Source organism: Phenylobacterium sp., from assembly GCF_019636135.1.
GTDB lineage: Bacteria > Pseudomonadota > Alphaproteobacteria > Caulobacterales > Caulobacteraceae > Phenylobacterium.
In genome coordinates, this window is the sequence record NZ_JAHBYD010000018.1 from 67,230 (window position 1) to 90,360 (window position 23,131).

24 protein-coding genes are annotated in these 23,131 nt (G+C 72.2%); 16 read left to right on the forward strand and 8 right to left on the reverse strand.

Features of this window, described 5'->3' with window-relative positions:
• Positions 1-13: 13 nt before the first annotated feature.
• From KF737_RS13830 to KF737_RS13845, 4 genes are all read left to right on the forward strand, one after another.
• The gene (locus KF737_RS13830) at positions 14-334 is read left to right on the forward strand and encodes a 2Fe-2S iron-sulfur cluster-binding protein (RefSeq protein WP_296455693.1); all 321 of its coding nucleotides are present in this window, start codon (positions 14-16) and stop codon (positions 332-334) included.
• A gap of 50 nt (positions 335-384) precedes the next feature.
• A complete protein-coding gene (locus KF737_RS13835) occupies positions 385-753 on the forward strand; it encodes a YccF domain-containing protein (RefSeq protein ID WP_296455696.1) in 369 nt (122 codons plus the stop codon).
• 38 nt (positions 754-791) lie between these two features.
• A complete protein-coding gene (locus KF737_RS13840; protein ID WP_296455701.1) occupies positions 792-1,574 on the forward strand; it encodes a site-2 protease family protein in 783 nt (260 codons plus the stop codon).
• Positions 1,575-1,820: 246 nt separating this feature from the next.
• Positions 1,821-2,006: a hypothetical protein gene (locus tag KF737_RS13845; RefSeq protein ID WP_296455704.1), complete on the forward strand. Its 186-nt coding sequence runs from the start codon at positions 1,821-1,823 to the stop codon at positions 2,004-2,006.
• Positions 2,007-2,403: 397 nt separating this feature from the next.
• On the opposite strand, the gene KF737_RS13850 is transcribed toward KF737_RS13845, so the two are convergent.
• Together KF737_RS13850 and KF737_RS13855 are read right to left on the reverse strand one after the other, a co-directional pair.
• The gene (locus KF737_RS13850; RefSeq protein WP_296455706.1) at positions 2,404-3,174 is read right to left on the reverse strand and encodes a PEPxxWA-CTERM sorting domain-containing protein; all 771 of its coding nucleotides are present in this window, start codon (positions 3,172-3,174) and stop codon (positions 2,404-2,406) included.
• Between the two features lie 144 nt (positions 3,175-3,318).
• Positions 3,319-4,275, reverse strand: coding sequence for a hypothetical protein (locus KF737_RS13855; protein ID WP_296455708.1), 957 nt, complete (start codon positions 4,273-4,275; stop codon positions 3,319-3,321).
• A gap of 215 nt (positions 4,276-4,490) precedes the next feature.
• On the opposite strand from KF737_RS13855, the gene ruvC reads away from it, so the two are divergent.
• Positions 4,491-5,039: a crossover junction endodeoxyribonuclease RuvC gene (ruvC, locus tag KF737_RS13860; RefSeq protein WP_296455711.1), complete on the forward strand. Its 549-nt coding sequence runs from the start codon at positions 4,491-4,493 to the stop codon at positions 5,037-5,039.
• 80 nt (positions 5,040-5,119) lie between these two features.
• Here the strand turns inward: ruvC and KF737_RS13865 are convergent, their stop codons facing one another.
• Positions 5,120-5,473 carry a hypothetical protein gene (locus KF737_RS13865; RefSeq protein ID WP_367273235.1) on the reverse strand — a complete coding sequence of 118 codons (354 nt, stop codon included), beginning with the start codon at positions 5,471-5,473 and terminating at the stop codon, positions 5,120-5,122.
• A gap of 330 nt (positions 5,474-5,803) precedes the next feature.
• Positions 5,804-6,619, reverse strand: coding sequence for a Stf0 family sulfotransferase (locus KF737_RS13870; RefSeq protein WP_296455717.1), 816 nt, complete (start codon positions 6,617-6,619; stop codon positions 5,804-5,806).
• Between the two features lie 457 nt (positions 6,620-7,076).
• Between KF737_RS13870 and KF737_RS13875 the strand changes: the two genes are divergently transcribed.
• The 11 genes from KF737_RS13875 (at position 7,077) to tilS (ending at position 17,114) form a co-directional block, all read left to right on the forward strand.
• Positions 7,077-8,225: a hypothetical protein gene (locus tag KF737_RS13875; RefSeq protein ID WP_296455719.1), complete on the forward strand. Its 1,149-nt coding sequence runs from the start codon at positions 7,077-7,079 to the stop codon at positions 8,223-8,225.
• A gap of 368 nt (positions 8,226-8,593) precedes the next feature.
• Complete coding sequence (gene ruvA / locus KF737_RS13880; protein ID WP_296455721.1) at positions 8,594-9,208, forward strand: Holliday junction branch migration protein RuvA; 615 nt, start codon at positions 8,594-8,596, stop codon at positions 9,206-9,208.
• 160 nt (positions 9,209-9,368) lie between these two features.
• Positions 9,369-10,400, forward strand: coding sequence for a Holliday junction branch migration DNA helicase RuvB (gene ruvB / locus KF737_RS13885; RefSeq protein WP_296455725.1), 1,032 nt, complete (start codon positions 9,369-9,371; stop codon positions 10,398-10,400).
• On the forward strand, positions 10,397-10,852 hold the full coding sequence (locus KF737_RS13890) for a YbgC/FadM family acyl-CoA thioesterase (protein ID WP_296455727.1): 456 nt from the start codon (positions 10,397-10,399) through the stop codon (positions 10,850-10,852). Before ruvB ends, KF737_RS13890 begins: the two co-directional genes overlap by 4 nt.
• Positions 10,853-10,904: 52 nt before the next feature.
• Positions 10,905-11,600 carry a protein TolQ gene (gene tolQ / locus KF737_RS13895; protein ID WP_296455731.1) on the forward strand — a complete coding sequence of 232 codons (696 nt, stop codon included), beginning with the start codon at positions 10,905-10,907 and terminating at the stop codon, positions 11,598-11,600.
• Between the two features lie 3 nt (positions 11,601-11,603).
• Positions 11,604-12,092: a biopolymer transporter ExbD gene (locus KF737_RS13900; RefSeq protein ID WP_296455734.1), complete on the forward strand. Its 489-nt coding sequence runs from the start codon at positions 11,604-11,606 to the stop codon at positions 12,090-12,092.
• Positions 12,089-12,907 carry an energy transducer TonB gene (locus KF737_RS13905; RefSeq protein ID WP_296455745.1) on the forward strand — a complete coding sequence of 273 codons (819 nt, stop codon included), beginning with the start codon at positions 12,089-12,091 and terminating at the stop codon, positions 12,905-12,907. The genes KF737_RS13900 and KF737_RS13905 overlap by 4 nt, the downstream gene beginning before the upstream one ends.
• A gap of 4 nt (positions 12,908-12,911) precedes the next feature.
• Positions 12,912-14,213 carry a Tol-Pal system beta propeller repeat protein TolB gene (gene tolB / locus KF737_RS13910; protein WP_296455748.1) on the forward strand — a complete coding sequence of 434 codons (1,302 nt, stop codon included), beginning with the start codon at positions 12,912-12,914 and terminating at the stop codon, positions 14,211-14,213.
• A 60-nt stretch (positions 14,214-14,273) separates the two neighbouring features.
• Positions 14,274-14,837 carry a peptidoglycan-associated lipoprotein Pal gene (pal, locus tag KF737_RS13915; RefSeq protein WP_296455751.1) on the forward strand — a complete coding sequence of 188 codons (564 nt, stop codon included), beginning with the start codon at positions 14,274-14,276 and terminating at the stop codon, positions 14,835-14,837.
• A 5-nt stretch (positions 14,838-14,842) separates the two neighbouring features.
• Positions 14,843-15,682, forward strand: coding sequence for a tol-pal system protein YbgF (gene ybgF, locus KF737_RS13920; protein WP_296455754.1), 840 nt, complete (start codon positions 14,843-14,845; stop codon positions 15,680-15,682).
• 292 nt (positions 15,683-15,974) lie between these two features.
• The gene (tilS, locus tag KF737_RS13925; protein ID WP_367273236.1) at positions 15,975-17,114 is read left to right on the forward strand and encodes a tRNA lysidine(34) synthetase TilS; all 1,140 of its coding nucleotides are present in this window, start codon (positions 15,975-15,977) and stop codon (positions 17,112-17,114) included.
• Here tilS and KF737_RS13930 read toward each other — a convergent pair.
• The 4 genes from KF737_RS13930 to KF737_RS13945 form a co-directional block, all read right to left on the reverse strand.
• Positions 17,111-17,977 carry an alpha/beta fold hydrolase gene (locus KF737_RS13930; RefSeq protein WP_296455760.1) on the reverse strand — a complete coding sequence of 289 codons (867 nt, stop codon included), beginning with the start codon at positions 17,975-17,977 and terminating at the stop codon, positions 17,111-17,113. The genes tilS and KF737_RS13930 overlap by 4 nt on opposite strands.
• The gene (locus KF737_RS13935; RefSeq protein WP_296455763.1) at positions 17,974-19,023 is read right to left on the reverse strand and encodes an aldo/keto reductase; all 1,050 of its coding nucleotides are present in this window, start codon (positions 19,021-19,023) and stop codon (positions 17,974-17,976) included. The genes KF737_RS13930 and KF737_RS13935 overlap by 4 nt, the downstream gene beginning before the upstream one ends.
• 50 nt (positions 19,024-19,073) lie before the next feature.
• The gene (locus KF737_RS13940) at positions 19,074-19,964 is read right to left on the reverse strand and encodes a M23 family metallopeptidase (RefSeq protein ID WP_296455767.1); all 891 of its coding nucleotides are present in this window, start codon (positions 19,962-19,964) and stop codon (positions 19,074-19,076) included.
• A 99-nt stretch (positions 19,965-20,063) separates the two neighbouring features.
• Complete coding sequence (locus KF737_RS13945) at positions 20,064-23,060, reverse strand: autotransporter domain-containing protein (protein WP_296455770.1); 2,997 nt, start codon at positions 23,058-23,060, stop codon at positions 20,064-20,066.
• Positions 23,061-23,131 lie beyond the last annotated feature (71 nt).

The window sequence follows — 23,131 nt, forward strand, 5'->3', positions numbered from 1 at the left end:
TGACGAGGGGCGTATGGCCAAGATCACCTACATCGAGCACGACGGCACGGAACACGCGATCGACGTGAAGAACGGGCTCTCCGTGATGGAAGGCGCCGTGAAGAACAACATCCCGGGCATCGACGCCGACTGCGGCGGCGCCTGCGCCTGCGCCACCTGCCACGTCTATGTGCGCGAGGACTGGCTGGAGAAGACCGGCGAGCGCTCGGCGATGGAGGAGTCGATGCTCGACTTCGCCGAGGGCGTCGAGGAGAACAGCCGCCTCTCCTGCCAGATCAAGGTCAGCGACGAGCTGGACGGCCTCGTCGTCACCATGCCCGAGAGCCAGCACTAGACCCTTCGGCGCCCAGGCCGGGCGCCGCCGTCACCTGCGGGACTGAGCCCATGTCGCTCCTGCTCAACATCCTCTGGTTCGTCCTCGGCGGGTTCGTGTCGGGCGCCGCCTGGGCGCTCGCCGGGGTGATCCTGGCGATCACCGTCGTCGGCCTGCCCTGGACGCCCGCGGCGTTCCGCATCGCCGGCTTCACCTGCTGGCCCTTCGGCCGCGTCGTGGTCGACCGCGACCCGGGGGCGGGGAGCCTCGTCCTCAACATCCTGTGGTTCGTGCTGGCGGGCTGGTGGCTCGCCCTGCAGCACATCGTGCTGGCCGCGGCCCTCGCCGTGACCATCATCGGCATCCCGTTCGCCTGGCAGCATGTGAAGCTGGCCGTGCTGTCGCTGAGCCCCGTGGGCAAGGCGGTCGTCCCGGCCTGACGCTTGCCAGCGAGGGGCGAACGCCGGAGGCTCCCGTCATGACCGACGCTGCGCCGCCCGCCGAGGGCGCCCCTCCGAAGGCGCCGAACAACCTGGTGGGCGCCGGCCTCCTCGCCGCCTTCGTGGCGTTCGGCGCGATCCTCACCCTCGACCTGCCCGGCCGGACGCCCGCGACCTTCGCCTTCGTGCTCACCGGCTGGGTGCTGGCGGTGATGGCGCACGAGTTCGCCCACGCCTTCGTGGCCTACCGGGCCGGCGACCGCACCGTGAAGGCCAAGGGCTACCTGTCGTTCGACCCGCGCCGCTACGGCGACCTCGGGACCAGCCTGGTGATCCCGCTGATCGCCCTGGCGCTCGGCGGCATCGGCTTCCCCGGCGGCGCGGTCTACCTGCGCAACGACATGATGCGCAGTCCCGGCTGGCGCGCCGCCGCCTCGCTGGCCGGCCCCGCGGCGACGCTCGTCGTGCTGCTCGTCCTGGCGTCGGTGCTGAACCTGTGGAGCCGGGCGGCGCCGCCCGACGCGCTCTTCATGGCGCTCGCCATGCTGGCCTTCCTGCAGGCCATGGCGCTGGTCCTCAACCTGCTGCCCGTCCCCGGCCTCGACGGCTTCAACGCGCTGCGCCACTACCTGCCGGCCGGCCTCGTCCGCGGCCTCACGAAGTACGAGGGCCTCACCATGCTGGGCCTGCTGGCGGTGCTGTTCTTCGTCCCCGGGGCCAGCGCGCTGCTCTTCGGCGCCGCCGCCGCCATCGCCACGGGCCTGGGCGTGCCCGGCCCCGCCATCGCCCGCGGCTGGGACGCCTTCCACTTCTGGACGTGATCGCCGCTCAGGGGCGCGGGCGCCCGGGCTTCGCCTCTCCGGCGATCCCGCTTGAGCCCGGCATGACGCCCCGATAGCGTCGCGCCTTCGCTGGTCGGACCTGGGCCGGTGCGAGGAGCGGGCGGTCAGGCTGGCGCAAGTTCAAGCTTGACTGTAGATTCACGTCAGAGGGGACGGCTTCGCTTTGCGGTTGCTGGCAAGCGTGGCCGCAGCGGCGATAACCATGGCCGGTTCGGGGGAACAGTCATGCTCTATGTCCTAAGCGCGGTGGGACAGGACCTCATCCGGCCGCTCGACGCCGGGGTCCTGGGCGCGTTCGACGACGCGGTCCGCGAGGCGGAAGCCATGCTGGAGCGCTATCCGGTCTGCGAGGCGGTGGAGATCTTCGTCGACGGCCGCTTCGTCCGCGACGTGCCGCGGCGGCTGAACTAGGGCCAGCCCCCGTGGGCCATGGACACCACGGCCGGCCGCCCGGATTCCAAAGCCAGAAGCCCCGGCCGAAGCCGGGCTCTCGTCGCCGCCGGGCGCGGGCCCTAGGCATTTTTCGATCTGCGTTGGCGCGTCAGCGCCGCTTGGATTCAACCACGAACGAGCACGAAGACGCACGAACAGGCCGCAGGTGACCGCAGCGCGCCCAGATCGTCCCCGACGCGTTCGTGCGTCTTCGTGCTCGTTCGTGGTTCCAAATGACCGCGCCTGCGGCGCGCACAAGGCTCGTGGATCAGCGCGCGCGGTCTCGTCCTAGGTCCGCACTCAAATCCCTTTGAGGGAATCAATGACTTCCGCCCATCCCGGCATTCGCCGGGATGGGCGGTATCGAGGACCGGCCCTAGATCGGCCTGAACCGGCGCCTGCGCAGCATCGCGCCCGTCGCGCCGAAGCCCATGATCATCAGCGCCCAGGCGCCCGGCTCCGGGATCCCGGGCGGCGGCGGCTGGCAGCCGTCGCCGTCGCAGATCGCGTCGCGGCCGGCGACGACGTAGGTCGCGCCCGGCCCCGTGCCGCCCGGTCCGTCGAAGATGTCCACCGCGAACCACCAGCCCCCGCCGAAGCCGCCCTCGGAGCCCGAGGTGTTCGACGCGAACCGGTTGCCGGTTCCGAGCGCCGTGACGCGGTTGTCGTCGCCGATCTCCGCGCCGAGGCCCGCGAACGTCAGGCCGTTCGCGTTGTAGACCTCGAACACCAGCGAGGTCTTGCCGTTGTTCGAGCCGGGCCCGCAGCAGGCGAAGGCGTTGGTGAAGGTCCCGAAGGCGCCCGTCTGGGTGAAGGGCCCGCTCGCCGGGTTCTGGTTCACGAACGGGTTCGTGCCGCCCGTCGAGATCAGCGTCACGCTGCTGCCCGCGACGTCGGTCAGGTTCCAGGTGAACGCCCAGTGCGAGCCGGTGTCGATGATGCGGTCCTGGTCGTCGATGAGGTCGACGGTGATGCGCACCGTCTTGCCGTCGCCCAGGTCCTCGGCCGTCACCGTGCCCTTCGAATACGACAGGTGGCCGCCGGCGTCGGTCCAGTCGAGCTGGGTCACGAACGTCAGCGCCGAGGCCGGCGCGGCGCCCAGCGCCAGGAGGGCCGCCGCGCTCGCGGCCAGAACATGCTTCTTCATCACGCACCCCTTCGGTGGAATTGCCTTCCGTCTCCCCGCGCTGAGACGGGCTGTCGAACTATAGGCCCGGCCGCCGGCCCCCCTGAGCGACACGCCTGAAAGGAGAACGACCCGCGCCTCGCGTGCATCTGCGAACGGCTCTCATCAGTGCCTCGTCGCCTTGGCGTCCAGGGCCCGCCGGGCGGCGGCGTAGGGCGAGTCGAACGCGGTCACGCCCAGCGCCGCGCGCACGTCGTCGAGGCGCAGGTCCATGAGGTCGTTCCAGGGCGCGCCGATCAGCGGCGGCGTGGTGCGGCCGTGCGCCCAGCCCTTGAAGATGCTGTCGAGCGTGAGCTCCAGGCTGGGCGGCCGGCGCACGCTCATCGCGCCCAGCGTCACCGCGGTGGAGAGCGCCGAGTAGTGGTGCGCGACCTGGGCCATCAGGAAGCCGCCCAGCGCCGCGCGGTCGAGGCCGGCGCGCCCGTATCCGGCCACCAGGCCCAGCAGGGGCAACGTCTGGATCACCCGGATGTTGATGGAGTTCAGCGGCGCCGGCATGTGCCGCAGGAGCGCGATCAGCGGCGGCCCGAAGGGATCGGCCAGGCCGCCGGCGTGCGACAGCTCCTGGCTGAGCAGGAAGCCCAGCGAGGCCGGACGCCGCTGGGACAGCGACGCCACGTCGAGGGGCCGCGGCAGGCCGCCCGCCGCGGCCTCCGCGACGCCGCGGCATTCGAGCGCCGTCGCCGCCATCCGGGGGTTGATCCCCGGGTCGAGCTCTCCGGCCAGTTGCAGGGTCCGCTCGGCGATCACCGCATGGGGCGTCGTCGTGGGCAGGCTCGCCAGGTCCCAGAACAGGCGCCAGAAGCCGGGCGAGATCGGCAGGGGATCGTCGGATTTCAGGCGGGGCGGGAAGATCGGGCCCGAGAGCCAGCCGGCCGCGGCGTTGTCGTAGATGTCGGCCATGCGCTCCGGCGCGGCGGCGGCCACGTGCAGGGTCTTGGCGGCCAGCGCGCGCAGGCCCACCGAGGTCACGCCGTGGCGCAACCCGACCGCCAGCGCGCCCGCATCGCCGCCGCCGACCTGCGCCATCGTCTCGAAGACGCCCTTCGTCGCAGCTCTCATGCTGCGTCTTGCCCTTGCACCCGGAACGCCGACACCGCTCCCCCGGCCCCTGATCGCATCGATAATTAGCGATATGTCGATAATCTGACGCCTGCGGCGCATTGCCCGGACTCAAACACCCGAGAGGGGAATTCCACACGCATGAGGCGCAGCCGCCCCCGCGCAAGGTTTCCGCAAGCTTTCTGCGCTCGGATGGGGCAGGTTCGGAACAGACGATGAACGCGCCGATTCGCCCCATCCGCATCCTCGGCCTCGACCCGGGCCTGCGCCGCACCGGCTGGGGCGTGATCGCGTGCCAGGGCGCGCGCCTCAGCCACGTCGCCCACGGCGTCATCGCGCCCGACGCCGCCCTGCCGTTCGCCGAGCGCCTGCACGTGCTCTTCGTGGAGATCGAGGCGCTGATCGCCGCCCACGCCCCCGACGAGGCCGCCGTCGAGGAGACCTTCATGAACAACAACGCCGCCTCGGCGCTGAAGCTGGGCCACGCCCGCGCCATGGCCCTGGTGGTCCCGGCCCGCGCCGGCCTGCCGGTCGCCGAATACGCCGCCACCGTGGTCAAGAAGGCCGTCGTCGGCACCGGCTCGGCCGACAAGGCCCAGGTCGGCTGGATGATCGCCCGCCTCCTGCCCAGCGCCGGCCGGACCGCCGCCGACGCCGCCGACGCCCTGGCCGTCGCCATCGCCCACGCCCACGCCCGCACCGCGCGCCGCGCGCCGCGTGGCCTAGAGGGCGTTCCGAAAAGTGGGAACCGGTTTTCGGAATAAACGCGCGACAAAACAAAAACCTAGAGCGGCGATCTGATTCCATCAGATCGCAACCCGCTCTAGGGGCTTGCCGCGGGACGTTACTTTCCCGCGTCTGCGATCGGGTCCGGACTCCAGGGGCTGTCCAGCGGCCCGTAGATCGCCTCGCCGTAGGTCCGCGGCGCGAGCTTGCCGCAGCGGGCCAGGCCCGCCCGCTCCGCCCGCGCGAGCTCGCGCATATAGGCCACGTCGCTCTCGTGCTCGGCCGCGCCCTCCATCGCCGCGTCCATCACCACCATGAACGAGGCCGCCTTGACCGCCCGATAGCGCGCCAGGAACTCCGGCCGCGTCCGCAGCCAGGCGTAGACCGTGCCCACCGACGGCATCCCCGGCTCGCGGCAGACCTTGTAGAGCGGCGCCCCGAACAGCAGCCGGTCGCAGACCGCCTCGGCCAGGTCCGGCGAATAGCAACTGCGGCCCCGGTTCCACGACGCAGGACGCGCGAGTCTCCTCTCCCGAGCCCAAAGACCTCACCTCCCCCGCGCAGCGGCGGGAGGGGGACCGTCCGCCGAGGCCGGCGCGAGCCGGCTGTAGAGCGGATGGTGGAGGGGGCGAGCCGCCTCGACGACCGTGAAGCCGCCAAGTCGTTCCGCAGAGCCTGAGGCTTGCCCCCTCCACCACTCGCTCTCCGGCTTCGCCTCGGCGAGCGGTCCCCCTCCCGCCGCTGCGCGGGGGAGGTAAGGTCGCCGTCCCACCCGGTCCTTGAGCCCCGGCGCCGCGCGGCCTCAGCCGCTCGCGGAGACCAGGCCGCGGTACTCGCGCCAGAACGCGACGAAGTCGGCGCACTCGTCCTCGAAGCGCGCGCTCCACGCCTCGGCGACGCCCGAGCGGGCCTTGCGCACGTCCGGCGAGTTGCGCCGGGGCGCGAACGACAGGTCGAAGGCGTCGGCGATGGCCTGCACGCCGTCGTCCACGTTGCGGGCGAGATCCTCGTAGGTCAGCTCGACGCGCGGCGTGTCGCAGCTCTCGAAGTAGAGCCGCCAGTAGTATTCCTGGTTCAGGATGTTGCGGGCCTGCTCGATGATCGCGCGCGCGTCGAACGGCGTCTCGGCGTGCCGCGCCGCCAGGTCGTCGTCTCCGTCTCCGTCTCCGCGCACGTGCCAGACCTGCGTCGCCTGGGCGAGCGCCAGCGACACCGCCTGGGCGACGAAGTCCTCGCGCCGGAGCCATACGATCAGGTCCAGCGGCTCGTAGAAGGCGCGCAGCAGCTCGGCCTCGCGGGCCAGCCGGAACCGCCACCAGTCCGTCTTCAGCCCGAACACCCCGTCGCGGGACGCGAAGCAGGACGAGACATAGCGCTCGAAGTCGTCGAGGCTCGGGTTGGGGAACAGGCGCTCGAATTCCGAGATATAGCTCTCGTTCAGGAACTCGTTCGGAAAGCCCAGGTCGCCGTACTCGGCGATGCGCGAGCAGAGCAGGGTGCTGCCCGTGCGCCCGGTCGTGGCGATGAGATAGCGCTTCACGGGCGCCCGCGCGGACGTCTGCCGGAAGAACGGGCTGTCGCGGCGCGCCGCCAGGCGCGAACAGATGGACTCGAGCAACGCCTACTCCATCGACACGCTCGCCCTCGAAGCCTGCCGACGGTCCGCGATCGTTCCGTACAGGCCGAGGCCGAAATGCGGACGATCAACTATCGCGCGCACCATCGCGAGAATAAAAATCGTATAAGTTGAGACTTGTCCACCCGATGACCTGCGGAGATCGCGGAGATGCGCGACCGCAGCGCCCCCTCCACCGCTTCGCGGTCCCCCTCCCCCGCTTCGCAGGGGAGGTTCGCGTTTTCCAGTACCTCCCCCATTCATGGGGGAGACCCGAAGGGTGGAGGGGGCGCTGCGGCCGCGCTCTGCGCATCTCCGCGATCTCCGCGGTTCATGTCATGACCCGGGCGGACGAGCCGCCCGCATCCCTATGCGATGGCCCCCGCCCCTTGAGGCCGCCGGGGCTTGGGGCAAGATGCGCGTCGGGCGGCCTGGCCGTCGTCGGAGCCTGGGGACGATCATGCATCGCCGCGCCGTTCTCGCCGCCGCCGCGGCCCTGCCGCTCGGGGCCTGCGCGCCGCCGCCGCCGGCCGCGCCCTCGGGCGTGCGGCTCGACCACCTGCGGACCTGGACGGCCCTGGAAGCCCGGGCGCTGCTGGGGCTCGCCGGCATCGGCGGCGTCGCGCCGCGCCACACGGTGGACGCCTGGCGCATCCTCTATCCGTCCACCGACAGCGCCGGGCGGGCGATCCGGCTCTCCGGCCTGCTGGCCCTGCCCCGCGCCCCGGCCGCGAGCCTGGTGAGCTGGCAGCACGGCACGACGACCACCCGCACGGCCGTCCCGTCGCGCCTCTCCGTCGACGGCCTTTCCGCCGCCCTGGTGTTCGCCGGAACCGGCCGCGCCGCCATCGCCCCCGACTACATCGGCCTCGGCGACTCCCCGCTCACCCACCCCTACCTCGTCGCCGACGACACCGCCCGCGCGGTCACCGACCTCCTCGCCGCCGCCCGCCAGGTCGCGGGCGTGCCGAAGACGCCGCCCTTCCTGGCCGGCTTCTCGCAGGGCGGCACGGCCAGCCTCGCCGCCCATGCCGCGCTGGAGGCCCGGGGCGAGCGCGTGCGCGCCAGCGCCTCGGTCTCGGGCGCCCAGAACCTGCGGACGGTCAGCTTCCCCGTGGCCCTGGCCGGCGGCTCGCCGAACCACCCGGTCTACCTGGCCTACCTCGTACGCGGATACTGCGCCCGCTATGGCCGGCCGCTGGAGAGCGTGCTGACGCCCGCCGCCGCCGCCCAGGTGCGCGAGGTGTTCGACACGCCCCGCAAGCCCGAGGAGGTGATGGCCGGCCTGCCGCGCCGCCCGCGCCAGATGTTCAACCCGGACTTCCTCGCCGCCTTCGACAACAACACGGCCAACTGGCTGCTCGACGCGCTCGCCGACAACGAGACGAGCCATTTCACCCCGAAGGCGCCGATCCGCCTCTACTACGGCGGCGCCGACCGCGACGTGGTCCCCGCCGAAGCCCTGCAGACGGCCGCCGAGATGCAGGAACGCGGCGGCCCCGCCTTCGCCGTGAAGGTCGGCGACTACGACCACGACAACGTGATGCTCCCCGCCGCCCCGCTGATCTTCCGCTGGCTCGCCGAACTCGAAGGCCAGGGCCACGCCTGAAACCGCCGCAGGCGGACGGACAGGGGTCGTGCTGAGCGGGCGAGCATCCTGCGCGCCGCAGGCGCCCTTGAGATGGACCACAGAAAACACGGAAGGACACGGAAGGGGCTCTGCGGGGTCCGCCGCCTTCCGTGTTTTCTGCGTTTTCCGTGGTTGAATCCAAGCGGCGCTGACGCGCCCTCGAAGCTGAAAGGCTCGCGCCACCTCATCCGGCACACTGCGCGCGCCACCCCGGATCAGGTCCGGGGCAGGCTCTTCTCCCGCAAGGGAGAGGCGCCGCCAATGACTGGCGGCATAAGTTCGCCATCGTTCCCCCGGAGTCCCGGCTGCGGTACCTCTGGACCGCACATGTTCCCGGTGATTCGCACATGATCGGCCGCCTGCGCGGCGCCGTGGCCGAAGTCGGCGAGGAGGACGCCCTGATCGACGTCATGGGCGTGGGCTACGTCGTGCGCTGCGGCAGCCGCACGCTGGGCCGCCTGCCCGAGATCGGGGCCGAGACCCTGCTGCACGTCGAGAGCGCCTGGGGCGAGCAGACCGGCCTCACCCTCTACGGCTTCCTCGACCGGGCCGAGCGGGGCGCCTTCGTGCAGTTGCGCGCGATCCAGGGCGTGGGCCCGAAGGCGGCGCTGGCCGTCCTCGACGTCCTGCCGCCGGCCGAGCTGGCGTCCGCCGTCGTCCGCGAGGACAAGGCCGCCGTCGCCCGCGCCAACGGGGTGGGGCCGAAGCTGGCGCTGCGCATCGTCACCGAGCTCAAGGGCAAGCCGCTGGGCGACGGCGCGGGCGCCGGCTTCCACGCCCAGATCGCGCCCGTCGCGCCCGGCAGGCCCAGCGCCTCCGGCGAGGCCGTCGCCGCCCTCCTCGGCCTGGGCGTCGCCGAGCCCCAGGCCCGCCGCGTCGTCGAAGCCGCCGCCGTCCGCCTCGGCGAGGACGCCGAACCCCCCGCCCTCATCAAGGCCGCCCTCCAGGAGCTGGGCCGGTGACGTCGTGCCGTGGCAGCGCCCCCTCCACCACTTCGTGGTCCCCCTCCCCCGCTGCGCAGGGGAGGTTCGCGTTTTCCAGTACCTCCCCCATTCATGGGGGAGGGGGACCGCGAAGCGGTGGAGGGGGCGCTGCGGCCGTGCGCCGCGCGAGGGTCGTTCCATGACCCGCATCGTCTCCGGCGAGCCGCAGGCGTTCGAACCGGCGGACAAGGCGCTCAGGCCGCAGACGCTCGCCGAGTTCGTGGGCCAGCAGCAGGCCAAGGCCAACCTCAGCATCTTCATCGAGGCCGCGAAGAACCGCGCCGAGGCCCTGGACCACGTCCTGCTGTTCGGCCCGCCCGGCCTCGGCAAGACCACGCTCGCCCAGATCGTCGCCCGCGAGCTGGGCGTGAACTTCCGCGCCACCTCCGGCCCGGTGCTGGCCAAGGCCGGCGACCTCGCCGCCATCCTCACCAACCTCGAACCGCGCGACGTCCTCTTCATCGACGAGATCCACCGCCTCGCCGCCAACGTGGAGGAGATCCTCTACCCGGCGATGGAGGACCACGTGCTGGACCTGGTCATCGGCGAGGGCCCCTCGGCCCGCTCCATCCGCATCGACCTCGCGCCCTTCACCCTCGTCGCCGCCACGACCCGCGCGGGCCTGCTGGCCACGCCGCTCCGGGACCGTTTCGGCATCCCAATCCGGCTGGAGTTCTACACCCACGACGAGCTGGAGAAGGTCCTGCTCGGCGCCGCCGCCAAGATGGGGACCAACCTCGCCCCGGACGGCGCCCGCGAGATCGCCACCCGCGCCCGCGGCACCCCGCGCGTCGCCGGCCGCCTGCTGCGCCGGGTCCGCGACTTCGCCGCCGCCGACGGCGCCGAGGTCATCGACCGCCGCCACGCCGCCAGCGCGCTCGCCCGCCTCGACGTGGACGAGCACGGCCTCGACGCGCTCGACCGCCGCTACCTGCGCGCCCTCATCGAGAACTACGCCGGCGGCCCCGCGGGCGTGGAGACGCTGGCCTATGCGATCGCCGAGGCCCGCGACGCCGTCGAGGACGTCATCGAGCCCTTCCTCCTGCAACAGGGCTTCATCCAGCGCACCCCCCGCGGCCGCATGGCCTGCGCCAAGGCCTACGACCACCTGGGCCTCGCCGCGCCCAGGACCACCCCGCCGCCGGCCACGTCCGGGGACCTGTTCGAATGAGCGCGCCCCTCGATACGCAGCCGTCCTCCGGCTGGCTGGACGGCCGCGAGCACGTGCTGCCGGTGCGCATCTACTACGAGGACACCGACTTCACCGGCATGGTCTACCACGCCAACTACCTGCGCTATTTCGAGCGCGGGCGGAGCGACTTCTTCCGCCTCGCCGGGATCAGCCACACCGAGCTCCTGGCGCTCGCCGAGCCCACCGCCTTCACCCTGGTCCGCGTCGAGGTCGACTACAGGAAGGCCGCCCGCGTCGACGACGCGCTCCTGGTCCGCACCCGCTACGACGCCGTCCAGGGCGCCCGCCTGCTGGTCAGCCAGCGGATCGTGCGCGGCGACGACCTGATCGCCGAGGCGAAGCTGCAGGCCGTCTGCATCGACCTGCGCGGCCGCGCCCGCCGCCCGCCGCCCGACATGGTCGAAAAGCTACGCCCGTACTTTGCGCCATAAGATCGCCACCGAACCCTAGCAACACCGCCCCGACACGCCTTCAGGAGACAAGATGGACGCCGTCACGCCCCAGAGCTTCGACCTTGTGACGATCTTCAGGAACGCCGACTGGGTGGTGAAGCTGGTGATGATCGGCCTGGGCGTCGCCTCGCTGTGGTCGTGGACCATCATCATCGACAAGCTGTTCCGCTTCACGGCCCTGAACCGCGAGGCCGACCGGTTCGAGGACTCCGTCGCCTCGGGCCGCAGCCTCGAGGAGGTCGCCCAGGACGCCGGCGAGCGGCCCACGCACGCGCTCCCGCGCATGCTCCAGGGCGCCCTGAAGGAATGGCGCGACGCCCGCGCCAAGGGCCAGGCCACCGAGGGCCAGACCGCCTTCCTGATCCAGCGCATCGACCGCCACCTGGACGCCACCATCGCCCGCGAGAACGCCCGCGTGGAGAACGGCCTGGGCGCCCTGGCCATCGTCGCCACCGCCTCCCCCTTCGTCGGCCTCTTCGGCACCGTCTGGGGCATCATGCAGTCCTTCCAGGCCATCGCCATCCAGAAGAACACCTCCCTCGCGATCGTCGCCCCCTCCATCGCCGAAGCCCTCTTCGCCACCGCCATCGGCCTGGTCGCCGCCATCCCGGCTTATATTTTTTATAACGCGTTCTCATCTTCGGCCGGGAAGTACGCCGCGCGGCTGGAGGGCTTCGCCGACGACCTCTCCACCGCCATCCAGCGCCGCCTCGCCGAGCGGAGCTGACCGGTGGCGCTCTCGACCAACGACGCCTTCGCCGCGGGGGGCGGCTCGCGACGCCGGCGCTATGGCCGCGGCCGCCGCGGCGCGCTCAGCGAGATCAACGTCACCCCGCTGGTGGACGTGATGCTGGTGCTGCTGATCATCTTCATGATCTCGGCCCCGCTGCTGACGGCGGGCGTGCCCGTCGAGCTGCCGAAGACCGAGGCGGGCGCCATGCAGGACGTGCCCGACCCGATCACCATCTCGATCCGCGCGGACGGCCGGCTCTACGTCGGCGACGGCGAGGTCCCGTTCGCGAACCTCTCGCCGCGGCTGAAGGAGATGGCGTCCGACCGCACGCGGCCGATCTACGTGCGCGCCGACGGCAAGGCGAGCTACGCCGTCGTGGCCCAGGTGATGGCCTCGCTCTCCACCTCCGGCTTCACCGCGATCAACCTGATCACCGACACCGGCGGCCCGTCTTCCGGAGGCGACAAGGACAAGGTCGCCGAATGACGAGCGCGCGCGCCCGGCGGTTCGAGATGAACCCGGCGGCCGTCGGGTCGCTGGTGCTGCACGTCGCCGTGGCCGCAGCCTTCATGATCCAGTGGGGAAACCGCAACGTCACGGCCGGGTCGGTCGTGCCGGTGACCATCGTCGCCAACGCGCCGTCCGAGCCCCGCCCCGCCGAGCAGGCGCCCGTCGAACAGGAAGCGCAGACCGAGGCGCCGGTCGCCGAGGCCCCGCCCGAGCCCGCGCCGCCGCCACCGCCCCCGACGCCCGCTCCGGCGCCGACACCGACGCCCAAGGCCGCCAAGCCCGTTGAGAAGGCGCCGGCGCCCACGCCGGCCCCGAAGACCCGGCCGGTCCAGAAGAGCTTGGACCTGGACGCCCTCTCCGCCAGCCTGACCCCGCCGGCCCGCAACGCGCCGCAGCGCCCGTCATCGGCGCCGAAGGGCGCGACACGCCCCACGACCGCGCCGGTCGCCCGCGCCACCAACGGCTTCGGGGCGACCTCCGGCGCGGCGGTGTCCTCCAGCATGCAGGACGAGCTGGAGCGCAACTGGAGCATCGACTGCAGCCTCGCCTCCACGCGCGACGTGGTGGTGCGCACCCACTTCACCATCGGCGCCGGCGGCCGCCTCGTGGGCGACGTCACGGTGGAGTCGCGCGGCGGCGCCAACGAGGCCCAGAGGGACGCCGCGGAGTTCCGCGCGCGCCAGGCGGTGCTCCGCTCGCAGCCCTTCGTGAAGGAGCCGCGCGAGAACTGGGGCCAGCGCTTCTACGCCGACTTTTCCGCCCGCGACTACTGCGGCACACCAGGAGCTTAAGGGCATGCGGATCAACGCTTTCATCGCCGCGCTGGCGCTGGCCCTCGGGGCGCTCGTCGGCGGGTTGCCCGCCCAGGCGCAGGAGGGGGTCGGCGTCTCGGTCACCCGCGGCGACGTCCAGCCGCTGCCCATCGCGGTGCCGGCCTTCGGCGGCGGCCAGGTGGGCGCCGACATCGCCCAGGTGGTGGCCGCCAACCTGCAGCGCTCGGGCCTCTTCCGCCCGCTCGATCCGGCCAGCTTCATCGAGAAGGACCTGACGCCCGCCGTGCAGCCGCGCTTCGCCGACTGGAAGCAGATCAACGCCCAGGCGCTGGTCAGCGGCATGGTCCGCGTGGAAGGCAACCAGCTCCGCGTCGACCTGCGCCTCTGGGACGTGCAGTACGAACGCCAGATGATCGGCCAGCAGTTCACCTCCAGCCCGGAGAACTGGCGGCGCGTGGCGCACAAGATCTCCGACGCCGTCTACGAGCGGCTCACCGGCGAGAAGGGCTATTTCGACACGCGCGTGGTGTTCGTGGCGGAGAGCGGGGCGCGGGGGAAGACGATCAAGCGCCTGGCGATCATGGACCAGGACGGCGCCAACCCCAGCTACCTGACCAGCGGCGACTCGATCGTCATGACGCCCCGCTTCTCGCCCACCAGCCAGGAGATCACCTACATGGCGCTCAGGCCCGACAGCGCCACGGTCTACCTCTACAACCTGCAGAGCGGCCGTCGCGAAAGCCTCGGCGCCTTCCAGGGTATGGTGTTCGCGCCCCGGTTCTCGCCCGACGGCGCCAAGGTGGTGTTCTCGGTCGAGCGCGGCGGCAACACCGACCTCTACCTGATGGACCTCGCCAGCCGCAGCTCGCGGCGCCTGACGACCGACCCCGGCATCGACGTCTCGGGCAGCTTCTCGCCCGACGGCGCGCGCATCGCCTTCACCTCGGACCGCGCCGGCTCGGCGCAAATCTACGTGATGGGCGCCGACGGCGGCGGCGCGCGGCGCATCTCGGGCGGCGGCGGTTCGTACACCACGCCGGTCTGGAGCCCGACCGGCGAATTCATCGCCTTCACGAAGCAGACCGGTGGCGAATTCCACATCGGGGTGATGCGTCCGGACGGCTCGGACGAGCGGCTCTTGACCACCAGCTACCTGGACGAGGGGCCGACGTGGGCGCCCAACGGCCGCGTCCTGATGTTCTCGCGCGAAACCCCGGGCGGTCCGCCCAAGTTGTGGAGCGTGGACGTCACGGGGCGAATCCTTCAGCCGATGCCTTACCCTGGCGCCGGATCGGATCCGGCCTGGTCGCCTTTGCTTAACTAGTCTTCGCCTCAATCCAGCCCGATAGACCCAGATAGTGATTCGCAACCCTAGGAGACGCAGATGGTTCGTAGCTTGAACGGCCGCACGATCGTACGGCTTGCTCTGGTGGGCGTGGCCGCCGCGTCCCTGGCGGCGTGCGCCAAGAAGGACAAGCCGGCCTTCCCGGTCACCCAGGCGCCGCCGCAGACGCAGGCGCCGCAGACCCAGATGCCGCCCACCCAGGGCCCGGTGTCGCAAGCCCCGGTCGGCGCGCTGCCCGGCTCGGCCCAGGACTTCATCGTCAACGTCGGCGACCGGGTGTACTTCGACACCGACAGCCACGACGTGCGCGCCGACGCCCAGCCGATCCTGGACGCCCAGTCGGCGTGGCTGCGCCAGTACCCGGCGGTCAACGTCCGCATCGAAGGCAACGCCGACGAGCGCGGCACCCGCGAGTACAACCTCGCCCTCGGCGCCCGCCGCGCCAATGCGGTGCGGGACTACCTGGTCGGCCGCGGCATCGAGTCCGCCCGGATCGCGACGATCTCGTTCGGCAAGGAACAGCCGCTCGACGCCGGCAGCGGCGAGGACGCCTGGGCCCGGAACCGCAACGGCCACACCGCCATCGTCTCGGGCGCCCGCTAGGCCCGATGCGCAACGGTCGAGCGTTCCTCACCACCGCCGTGCTGGCCGTCCTCGTGGCGGCCGGACCGGCCGTCTCGCAGACGCCGCTGCCGGTCCCCGACCCACTCGACGCCCGCGACGCCAAGCGGCTCGACCGCATGGAAAAGGTGCTGCGCGAGCTGCGCTCGATCGTCTTCCAGTTGCGCGACACGGGCAAGCCCGTGGTCGTGCAGCCCGCCGACACCGACGCCCGCATCGCCGAGATGAACGAGAAGCTCGGCGACCTCGAAAGCACGCTGCGCGGCGTGAACAGCGCCTTCGAAAGCGTCACCCGCGAGCTCGACCAGTCGAAGCGCGAGAACGCCCAGCTCAAGCGCGACCTGGCCGCCCTGACCGAGCGGCTGACGGCCGCAGAGGGCAGGATCGCCGCCGGCTTCGCGCCCCCGCCGGACGTCGCCGCCGCCGCCGCGCCCGCCGGCGACCCCACCAAGGACTTCACCGCCGCGCGACAGCTCATGCTGGCCGGCGACTACGACGGCGCCGAGGCCGCGTTCTCGGCCTATGTCGCCAACTATCCGGACGCGCCCCGCGCCAACGAGGCCAGCTACTGGTGGGGCAAGACGCTCAGCGTCCGCGGCGCCCACTCGGACGCGGCGCGGGCCTACATCAGCGCGATCCGCGGGTGGCCGCAGACCACCTGGGCGCCCGACGCCGTCGTCGAGCTCTCCCGCTCGCTGGTGGCCCTGAAGAAGCCCGCCGACGCCTGCCAGACGCTCGGCGAGCTGGGCCGCCGCTACCCGAAAGCGCCCGCCGCGGTCGCGAGCCGCGCCGCCACCCTCCGCACCCAGGCCAAGTGCGCGGCCTAGGGTCCCGAGAGGCGAATAGAACCTGTCGGCGCCGCAGGCGCGCTATTTTCAACCACCAAGACCACGAGACCACGAAGGGTCCGAGAAGCGCGCTGCACTCAGCTCATCCGCGGCGCCTTCGTGATCTTCGTGTCCTCCGTGGTTTCCAAAATGACGGCGCCTGGGGCGCGCAGGAGATTTGCCGGCTCATCCCCGGCGAAGGCCGGGACCCGGATGGAAAATCGCCGACCTGGGCTAAGACTCCCGGATGGCCCTCCAACCTGCCTCCGCGACCTTCGATCCGGGTCCCGGCATTCGCCGGGATGAGCGGTGGGGTGTGGGGTCGATCCTCGACCGCCGCCTCCTGCGCGACAGTCCGCGGCCGATCGCCGTGGCGCTGTCGGGCGGCGGAGACTCGCTGGCGCTGACCCTGATGGCCGACGCCTGGGCGCGCGAGCACGGGCGCCACCTCCTGATCCTCACCGTGGACCACCGGCTCCAGGCGGAGAGCGCAGCCTGGACGGACCGCTGCGCCACCCTGGCCGCGCGCCTGGGCCGGCCCTTCCGCGCGCTGGCATGGGAGGGCGACAAGCCGGCCACCGGCCTGCCCGCCGCCGCGCGGCGCGCGCGCCATGCGCTGCTGGCGGACGCGGCCCGCGAGGCCGGCGCGCATGTGATCCTGATGGGCCACACCGCGGGCGACCTGGCCGAGGCGGCGGCGATGCGCGCGGCGGGCTCCACGACGCCGGACCCTCGCGAGTGGTCGCCGTCGCCAGTGTGGCCGCAGGGCCGCGGCGTCTTCCTGCTGCGCCCGCTGCTCGCCGCCGGCCGCGCCGACCTTCGCACGTGGTTGTCGGCCCGCGGCGAGACCTGGATCGACGATCCCGCCAACACCGACCTCCGCTACGCCCGCAGCCGCGCCCGCGCGGCCACGTCAGTCCCCGCGCCAATCGAACCGCCACCTGATCGCGGGCTCCCGCTGGAGGGGGTCGCCACCGGCGGCGAACTGGTCTTCGACCGCCCCGCGCTGCGACGGGCGCCGTCCACGGAGGTGCGCCGTCTCGTCGCCACGGCCTGCGTCTGCGCGGGCGGCGGCGAGCGCCTGCCCGCCGGATCGCGGGTCGCCCGCGCGGCCGACGCAGCCCTCGGGACCGAGCGGTTCATCTCCACCCTGGCCGGCGCGCGCATCGAAGCCGACGGCGCGCGCATCCGCATCACGCGCGAGCCGGGCGAGGCGGCCCGTGGCGGCCTGCAGCCCATGGAGTTGCCGGCCGGGCGCGAGGTGGTCTGGGACGGCCGCTTCGCGATCACGGCGCAAGCGCCCGGCCTGGTCGTGCGACCGGCCCGCAGGGGAGACCCGTTTGTGGAGCGCGCCGACGCCGCGACGATCGTCCCGCTCGTCGGCGACCGCTTCCGCGCGGCGATGGGACTGGTGGAGGGAGAGCCGCTCTAGACGGCCGCCGCCAACACGTGCTCCAGGCCGCGCACGATGGCGTCGGCGTGGCGCGGGCCCAGGACGTTGGCGTGGGTCGAGCCCGTGACATGCTCCACGAAGCCGTGCTTCGAGGCCTTCGCCGGGGCGTATTGCGCCTCGCGGATCGGCGGCGGCAGCTTGCCGTCGGCCGTGACCACCGCCACGGGGAGATCGGCCGACAGCTCCACCGCGCCCGCCATCCTCGACGTCGCCGGCCACTGCCGCACCTCCGCCGAGGCACCCCGGGCGTGCGGGGCCGCGCCGTGGACGCGGCGCTTCTCCGACGCCGCCTCGGCGGGCAGGCCGATCAGGTTGGCGCTGACCAGCGACACCGGGACCATCAGGCCGAACCGCGCCCCGTGGCTCACCGCCTGCAGGAGCCGCCCGAAGCCCTCGACCGCCTGCGCCCCGCCCGGCAGCGACAGCACCGACGGCGTCACGGCGTCCACCAGCACGAGGCCCACGACCGGCCGCCGGTCGCGCTCCAGCGCGAAGAGCCGCACCATCAGCCCGCCCATGGAATGCCCCGCCAGCACGATCGGCCCCGTCTCGCCCAGCCGGTCGAGCAGCGCCTCGAGGTCGTCGTTGATCGCCCGGCCATCCCTGGGCTCCGGCCCGGGGTCGGAGTAGCCCAGGCCCGCGCGGTCGTAGGCGAGGCTGCGCAGCCCCTTCGCCGCCAGCCGCTCCTGCACCACCGTCCAGTCGGCCGCGCAGCCGAACGCCCCGTGCTCGCACACGATCAGCGGCGCCGCGCTCGTGGCCGGTCCGGCCCGCACCACCCGCAGGCTGCGCCCGCCGATGTCGACCCGCTCGCCGCGATGGGCGCCTTTCGGAAGGCTCATGCCGGCGTCTTGAACGGCGCCGGCACGCGGCCCGCGCCCTGCCGCCCGAACATCCAGCCCGGATACTCGGCCGGCAACTCGCTCACCTCGTCCAGCCGCTTCATCTCGTCGGCGGTGAGGGTCAGGTCCACGGCGGCCAGGTTGTCGTCGAGCTGCTCGACCGTCTTGGCGCCGATGATCACGCTCATCACGTGCGGCTTGTGCAGCAGCCAGGCCAGCGCCACCCGGGCCACGGACACGCCATGCGCCTGGCCGATCTCGCGCATCACCTCGACGCAGGCCCACGCCCGGTCCTTCTCCACCGGGGGGAAGTCGAAGTTGGTGCGCCGCGCGTCCTCGGGATTGTTCGAGCCCGGGCCGAACTTGCCGGAGAGCAGGCCGCCGGCCAGCGGCGACCAGACCATCAGGCCCAGTTGCTCGCTCGTCAGCATCGGGACCAGCTCGCGCTCCAGGTCGCGCCCGGCGATGGTGTAGTAGGCCTGCAGCGTCTCGAACCGCGCGTAGGTCTTCGCCTCGGAGAGCCCCAGCGCCTTGGCGATCTTCCACGCCGCCCAGTTGGAGACGCCCACGTAGCGGACCATCCCCTGGCGCACGAGGTCGTCCAGCGCGCGCAGAGTCTCGTCGATGGGCGTGACGCTGTCGTTCCCATGGATCTGGTAGAGGTCGATGTGGTCGGTCTGCAGCCGCTCCAGCGAGCCCGCGACCGAGTCCATGATGTGCCCGCGCGAGGCGCCGCGGTCGTTCGGGCCGGGGCCCATCTGGCCGAACACCTTGGTGGCCAGCACCACGTCGCTGCGCTTCACGCCGAGGTTCTTCAGCGACTGCCCCAGCCGCTGCTCGGACGCGCCGAACGAGTAGACGTCGGCCGTGTCGAAGAAGTTCACGCCGCTGTCGAGCGAGCGCCGGATGATGGCGTCGACGTCGGCCTGCGGCAGCGACCCGATCGCCTTCCAGATGCCGGCGTCGGTATTGCCGCCGAAGGTCATGGTCCCGAGGCAGATCTCGGACACGTAGAGGCCCGTGCGGCCCAGTTGCTTGTACTTCATCGGAATGGCTCCTCGTCCCTTCAAGGATATGGGAGCCGGGGCCGCCTTCGCTACATCGAAAGCTGGGCGCGGGGGCGGCCGTCGGGGCCGATCGAGAGGCCCTTCAGCCCGTCCATCTTCTCCTGGCGCTGCGCCTCCCTGGCGAGGCTGCCTTCCAGGTTGCGGGTCGCGGCGGCTTCGTCCTGCGCATCGGTCGTGGCGCGCTTGAAGACCCGCACCGGCGGGGCGTTCCTGGCGTCCATCAGCGCCCGCTTGCTCTCGGGGATGAAGGAGACGTAGGCCATGCGCACGCGGCCGGAGTAGCGCTTGGCCTTGTCGAGCGGCAGGTCGCCGGCCTCGTCGAACGCCTTGCCCAGGAACATCGCCGGGTTGAGCGGCCTGTCCTGTGCGTCGCGGATCTCGAAGTGCAGGTGCGGGCCCGTGGACGTGCCGGTGGAGCCGATCCTGCCCAGGGTGTCGCCGGCCTTGATCGCCATCCCCGGCTTCAGGCCGTCGCGGATGCCGCCCAGGTGCGCGTAGAAGGTGGTCAGCGCCTCGGCGTGGCGCACGGCCACGTAGCGGCCGTAGCCGCCCTTGGTCCCGGCCGCGACGACGACGCCGTCGGCCGCCGCGATGACGGGCACGCCGGCGTCCGCCGAGATGTCCACGCCCTCGTGCAGGCGGCCGTTGCCCTCCCAGGGCAGTTGCCGCAGGCCGAAGGGCGAGACCACCGCATGGCCCGGCACCGGTTCCTCGAAGGCGATCAGCACGTCGTCCTCGGGGGGCGCCGTCACGGGCGCGGCCTTGGCGACGGCGGCCATGGGCGCCGAGATCGGGCGCGCCGTCTCGGGGACCAGCAGCGAGGCATGGGCCACGGCGAACGCCGACAGGCCGGCGACGGCCACGATCCCGGCCTCCGCCGCCCGGCGCCTACCGCGCGCGCTCATCTCGCCGTCGGCCAAGGAAGACCTCCCACCGCGCCGCCCATTGCGGCCGCATCCATCTGGGACCGGACCCCAGATTGCGCGGCGTTCTAGGCAAAAAGCGGGCCGCGGGCGAGTCTAGAACTGGAAGCGGACCCCGGCGCGGACGTCGTACTCCTGGTAGTCGCCGTCGATCGTGGCGCCGCCGTTCACGGAATAGAGCACCCGCGACGCGCCCCCGCGGAAGCCCGCCCGGACCACGTAGCCGCCCTGGAACACGTCCTCGGGGTCCAGCGTGAAGTCGGCGCCGCCGTCGAAATGGGCCGTGGTCTTCGGCGGCCCGCCGGCGAGCTTGGCGCGGTAGCCCAGCTTCACCTCCGGGGCGAAGAAGGCCTCGTCGCCCATCTTCCAGCCGATCGCCAGCAGGGCCTCGCCGGTGAGCAGGTCGCCGGTGCGCTTGTCGACGGTCAGGTTGAAGCCCGCGCCGCCGCCCTTCTCGGTGTAGCCGCCCTCGGCCAGGCGCAGATAGGCCGCCGAAAGCTCGGGCCGGGCGTAGAAGCCGCCGGCGCTGAACTCGTACGACACGCCGGCGTAGGCGTCGGCCATCCAGGCGTTCCAGTCGGCCTTGGCGCGCAGGTTCAGCGTCTGGCTGACCAGCCGCCGGTCGCCGTTGAACATGGCGTAGCCCAGGCCGCCGCGCACCGCCGCCTGCAGCGGCCCGCCGTCGAAGCGCCAGTAGAGCCCCGCGCCGAAGAGGTTCATCGAGATGTCCTCGCCGGCCGCCGCGCCGCGGTCGCGCACGTCGGTGGTCACGAAGCTGACGTTGGCGCCCAGGGCGTTGTTGATGCCCTGCATGTCGGCGCCGGCGGCGAAGCCGAAGCCCTGGCTCTTGAAGCCCTGTGCGTCCTGGCGGTCGCGGCGGATGTTGAAGACGATCTCCTGCGCCCAGGTCCCGGTCGCGGAGTCCTTGTCGATGCCCATCGGCATGGCCACGGCCTGCGAGACCGCCGCCGAGACCGCCGCCGCCGACATCAGCACCCCGCCCGAGTGGTCGGGCAGCATCTGGTCGTAGAGGGCGTCGAAGCCCGCCTCGGTCTTCTGGCCCAGGAACGCCTGTTCGATGGCCTCGTCCTTGTCCAGCGACTCGAAGATCGCCGCATAGGCCTGGGAACCGGAGCGGTTGAGGCCGAGTTCGCCGGCCGTCTTCGGCCGCACGTCGACGAAGAGGGCGCCGTTGGCCGTGTCGGCCCGCAGGTTCGCCTGGAAGAGGTAGGGCGAGCCCACCAGCGTCGCGGTGGTCTCGCCCACGGAGAGCGTGCCGGCCTGCAGGATCTGGAACGCCCGCTGCCCGCGCGAGATGGACGTCAGCGTCACGTCGACCTGGGCGCCCGTGGCCAGCGTCGCCGCGCCCGACACGTTGAACCGGCTGCCGGTCTGGGCGGGGTCGATGTTCACCGCCAGCACGCCGGTCGCGCCGATGTCCAGCGTCGAGAGGCTGACCGTGCCGGTGTTCGAGACCGCGAGGCGCCCGTCGCGCACCTCGACGGCGAGCGTGCCGTCGGCGTCCTGGATGATCGCCGTCGCCGTCGCGCCACCGTCGATCAGCAGCGAGTCCGCGCCCGCGCCGAAGTCCAGCGTGCCCGCGTAGGTCCCGGCCGACAGCTCCAGCCGGTCGGCGCCCGAGCCGAACAGGATGTCGCCGCCGATGTTCGGCGTGTCGCCCGAGTTCACCTTGAACTGCCGCACGAGCACGCCCGAGGTGTTGGCCGAGACGTCGATGGCGATGGCCTTGCCGGTCTGGGCCACGCCGGTCGCCGGCGTCACCACCGACTTGATGGTCCCGGAGTTGTCGATCTGGGCCAGCGTGCCCGAGAGGTCGACGACGCCGCGGGCATCGTGCAGGCCGCCGTTCTGCTCGGCGCCGATCGTGCCGGCGTTCACCAGCGCGGGCACGATGGCGTTCGAGTTCAGCAGGATCGCCGTCGACTGCGCCGAGTACGACCGACCGACGATGGTCGCGCCGCCCTGGTTGTGGATGCCGCCGACCAGCGTGACCGAACCGCCGTCCGTCTGGCCGATGCGCAGCGCCGTGCCGGTGACGCCGTCGTTGACGCCGTTGCCGGTGACGACGCCGCGGTTGACGAAGCCGTAGGCGTCGCCCTCCACGCCGACGGCGCCCAGGGTGATGGCGCCGGTCCCGCCGATGTCGATCGCCGGCGCCGCGCCGAACGAGGAGACGGAGGCCGTGCCCTCGGCGCTGTCGGCGATCCCGTCCTGGTCCTCGTCGGTGTCGTCGGTGGAGGTGTCCGTCGGCGGCCGATCCAGCAGCACGCCCTTGCCGACGCTGCCGGTGATCTTCACCGCCCCGCCGCCCTGCAACAGGTCGTCGGCGTCCAGCTTGGCCCGCACCGCGTCGGTCAGCCGGTCGGCCGAGCGATAGCCCGTCGAGGTGATCGCGCCCTGCAGCACCACGGCGCCGTCCACCGGCCCCAACTGCACCGCGACCGAACCCTCGCCCTGCACCGCGACCGCGCCCTGGATCAGCGCGTCGCCCGAGATCGAATCCGCCCGGATGCCCACGCCCCGGTCGCCCAGCACCGACACGCCGCCACGGTGGATCAGCGTGCCGTCCAGCCGCGTCTCCAGCGAGATGCCTGCCGAGTCGTTGCCCTCGACGCCGATGGACCCGGTGTTGGTGAGCGTGCCGGTCACGCCCTGCGTCCCCTGCGCGCGGATGCCGTAGCGGCCCGTCCCTTGCGCGAACGGCCCGTCGATATCGCCGTCCGAGTCGGTGTCCGTGGCGGTATAGTCCTCGAGCAGGTTGATGCTGCCCGCGTTGGTGACGGTGGTCGTGACGCCGTCGTTGATCTGGACCCCGGTGGCGTTGTTCACGCCGTTGAAGCTGATCGTGCCGTTCACCGCCACGGCGTTCGGCGAGTCGATCGTCACGGCCGCGCCCGAAGCGGTGGGGGCGATCGAGCCCGCGGTCTCGATGTTGATGTCGTCGGGCGCGCCGCTCGCGACCGTGGACGTGCTCACGGGCGCGGTCGTCGCCGCGGAGATCTTGGTCTCGGCGCGCGCCTGCGCGGTGAAGACCAGCGGCAGGACGGCCGCGGACACAAACAGTCGCTTCATTGCTTCCCTGAAACAGCTTGGCGTGATAGCTCGGAACGAGCGGCTATGCGTCGCGTAGTTATTTGTTGTGT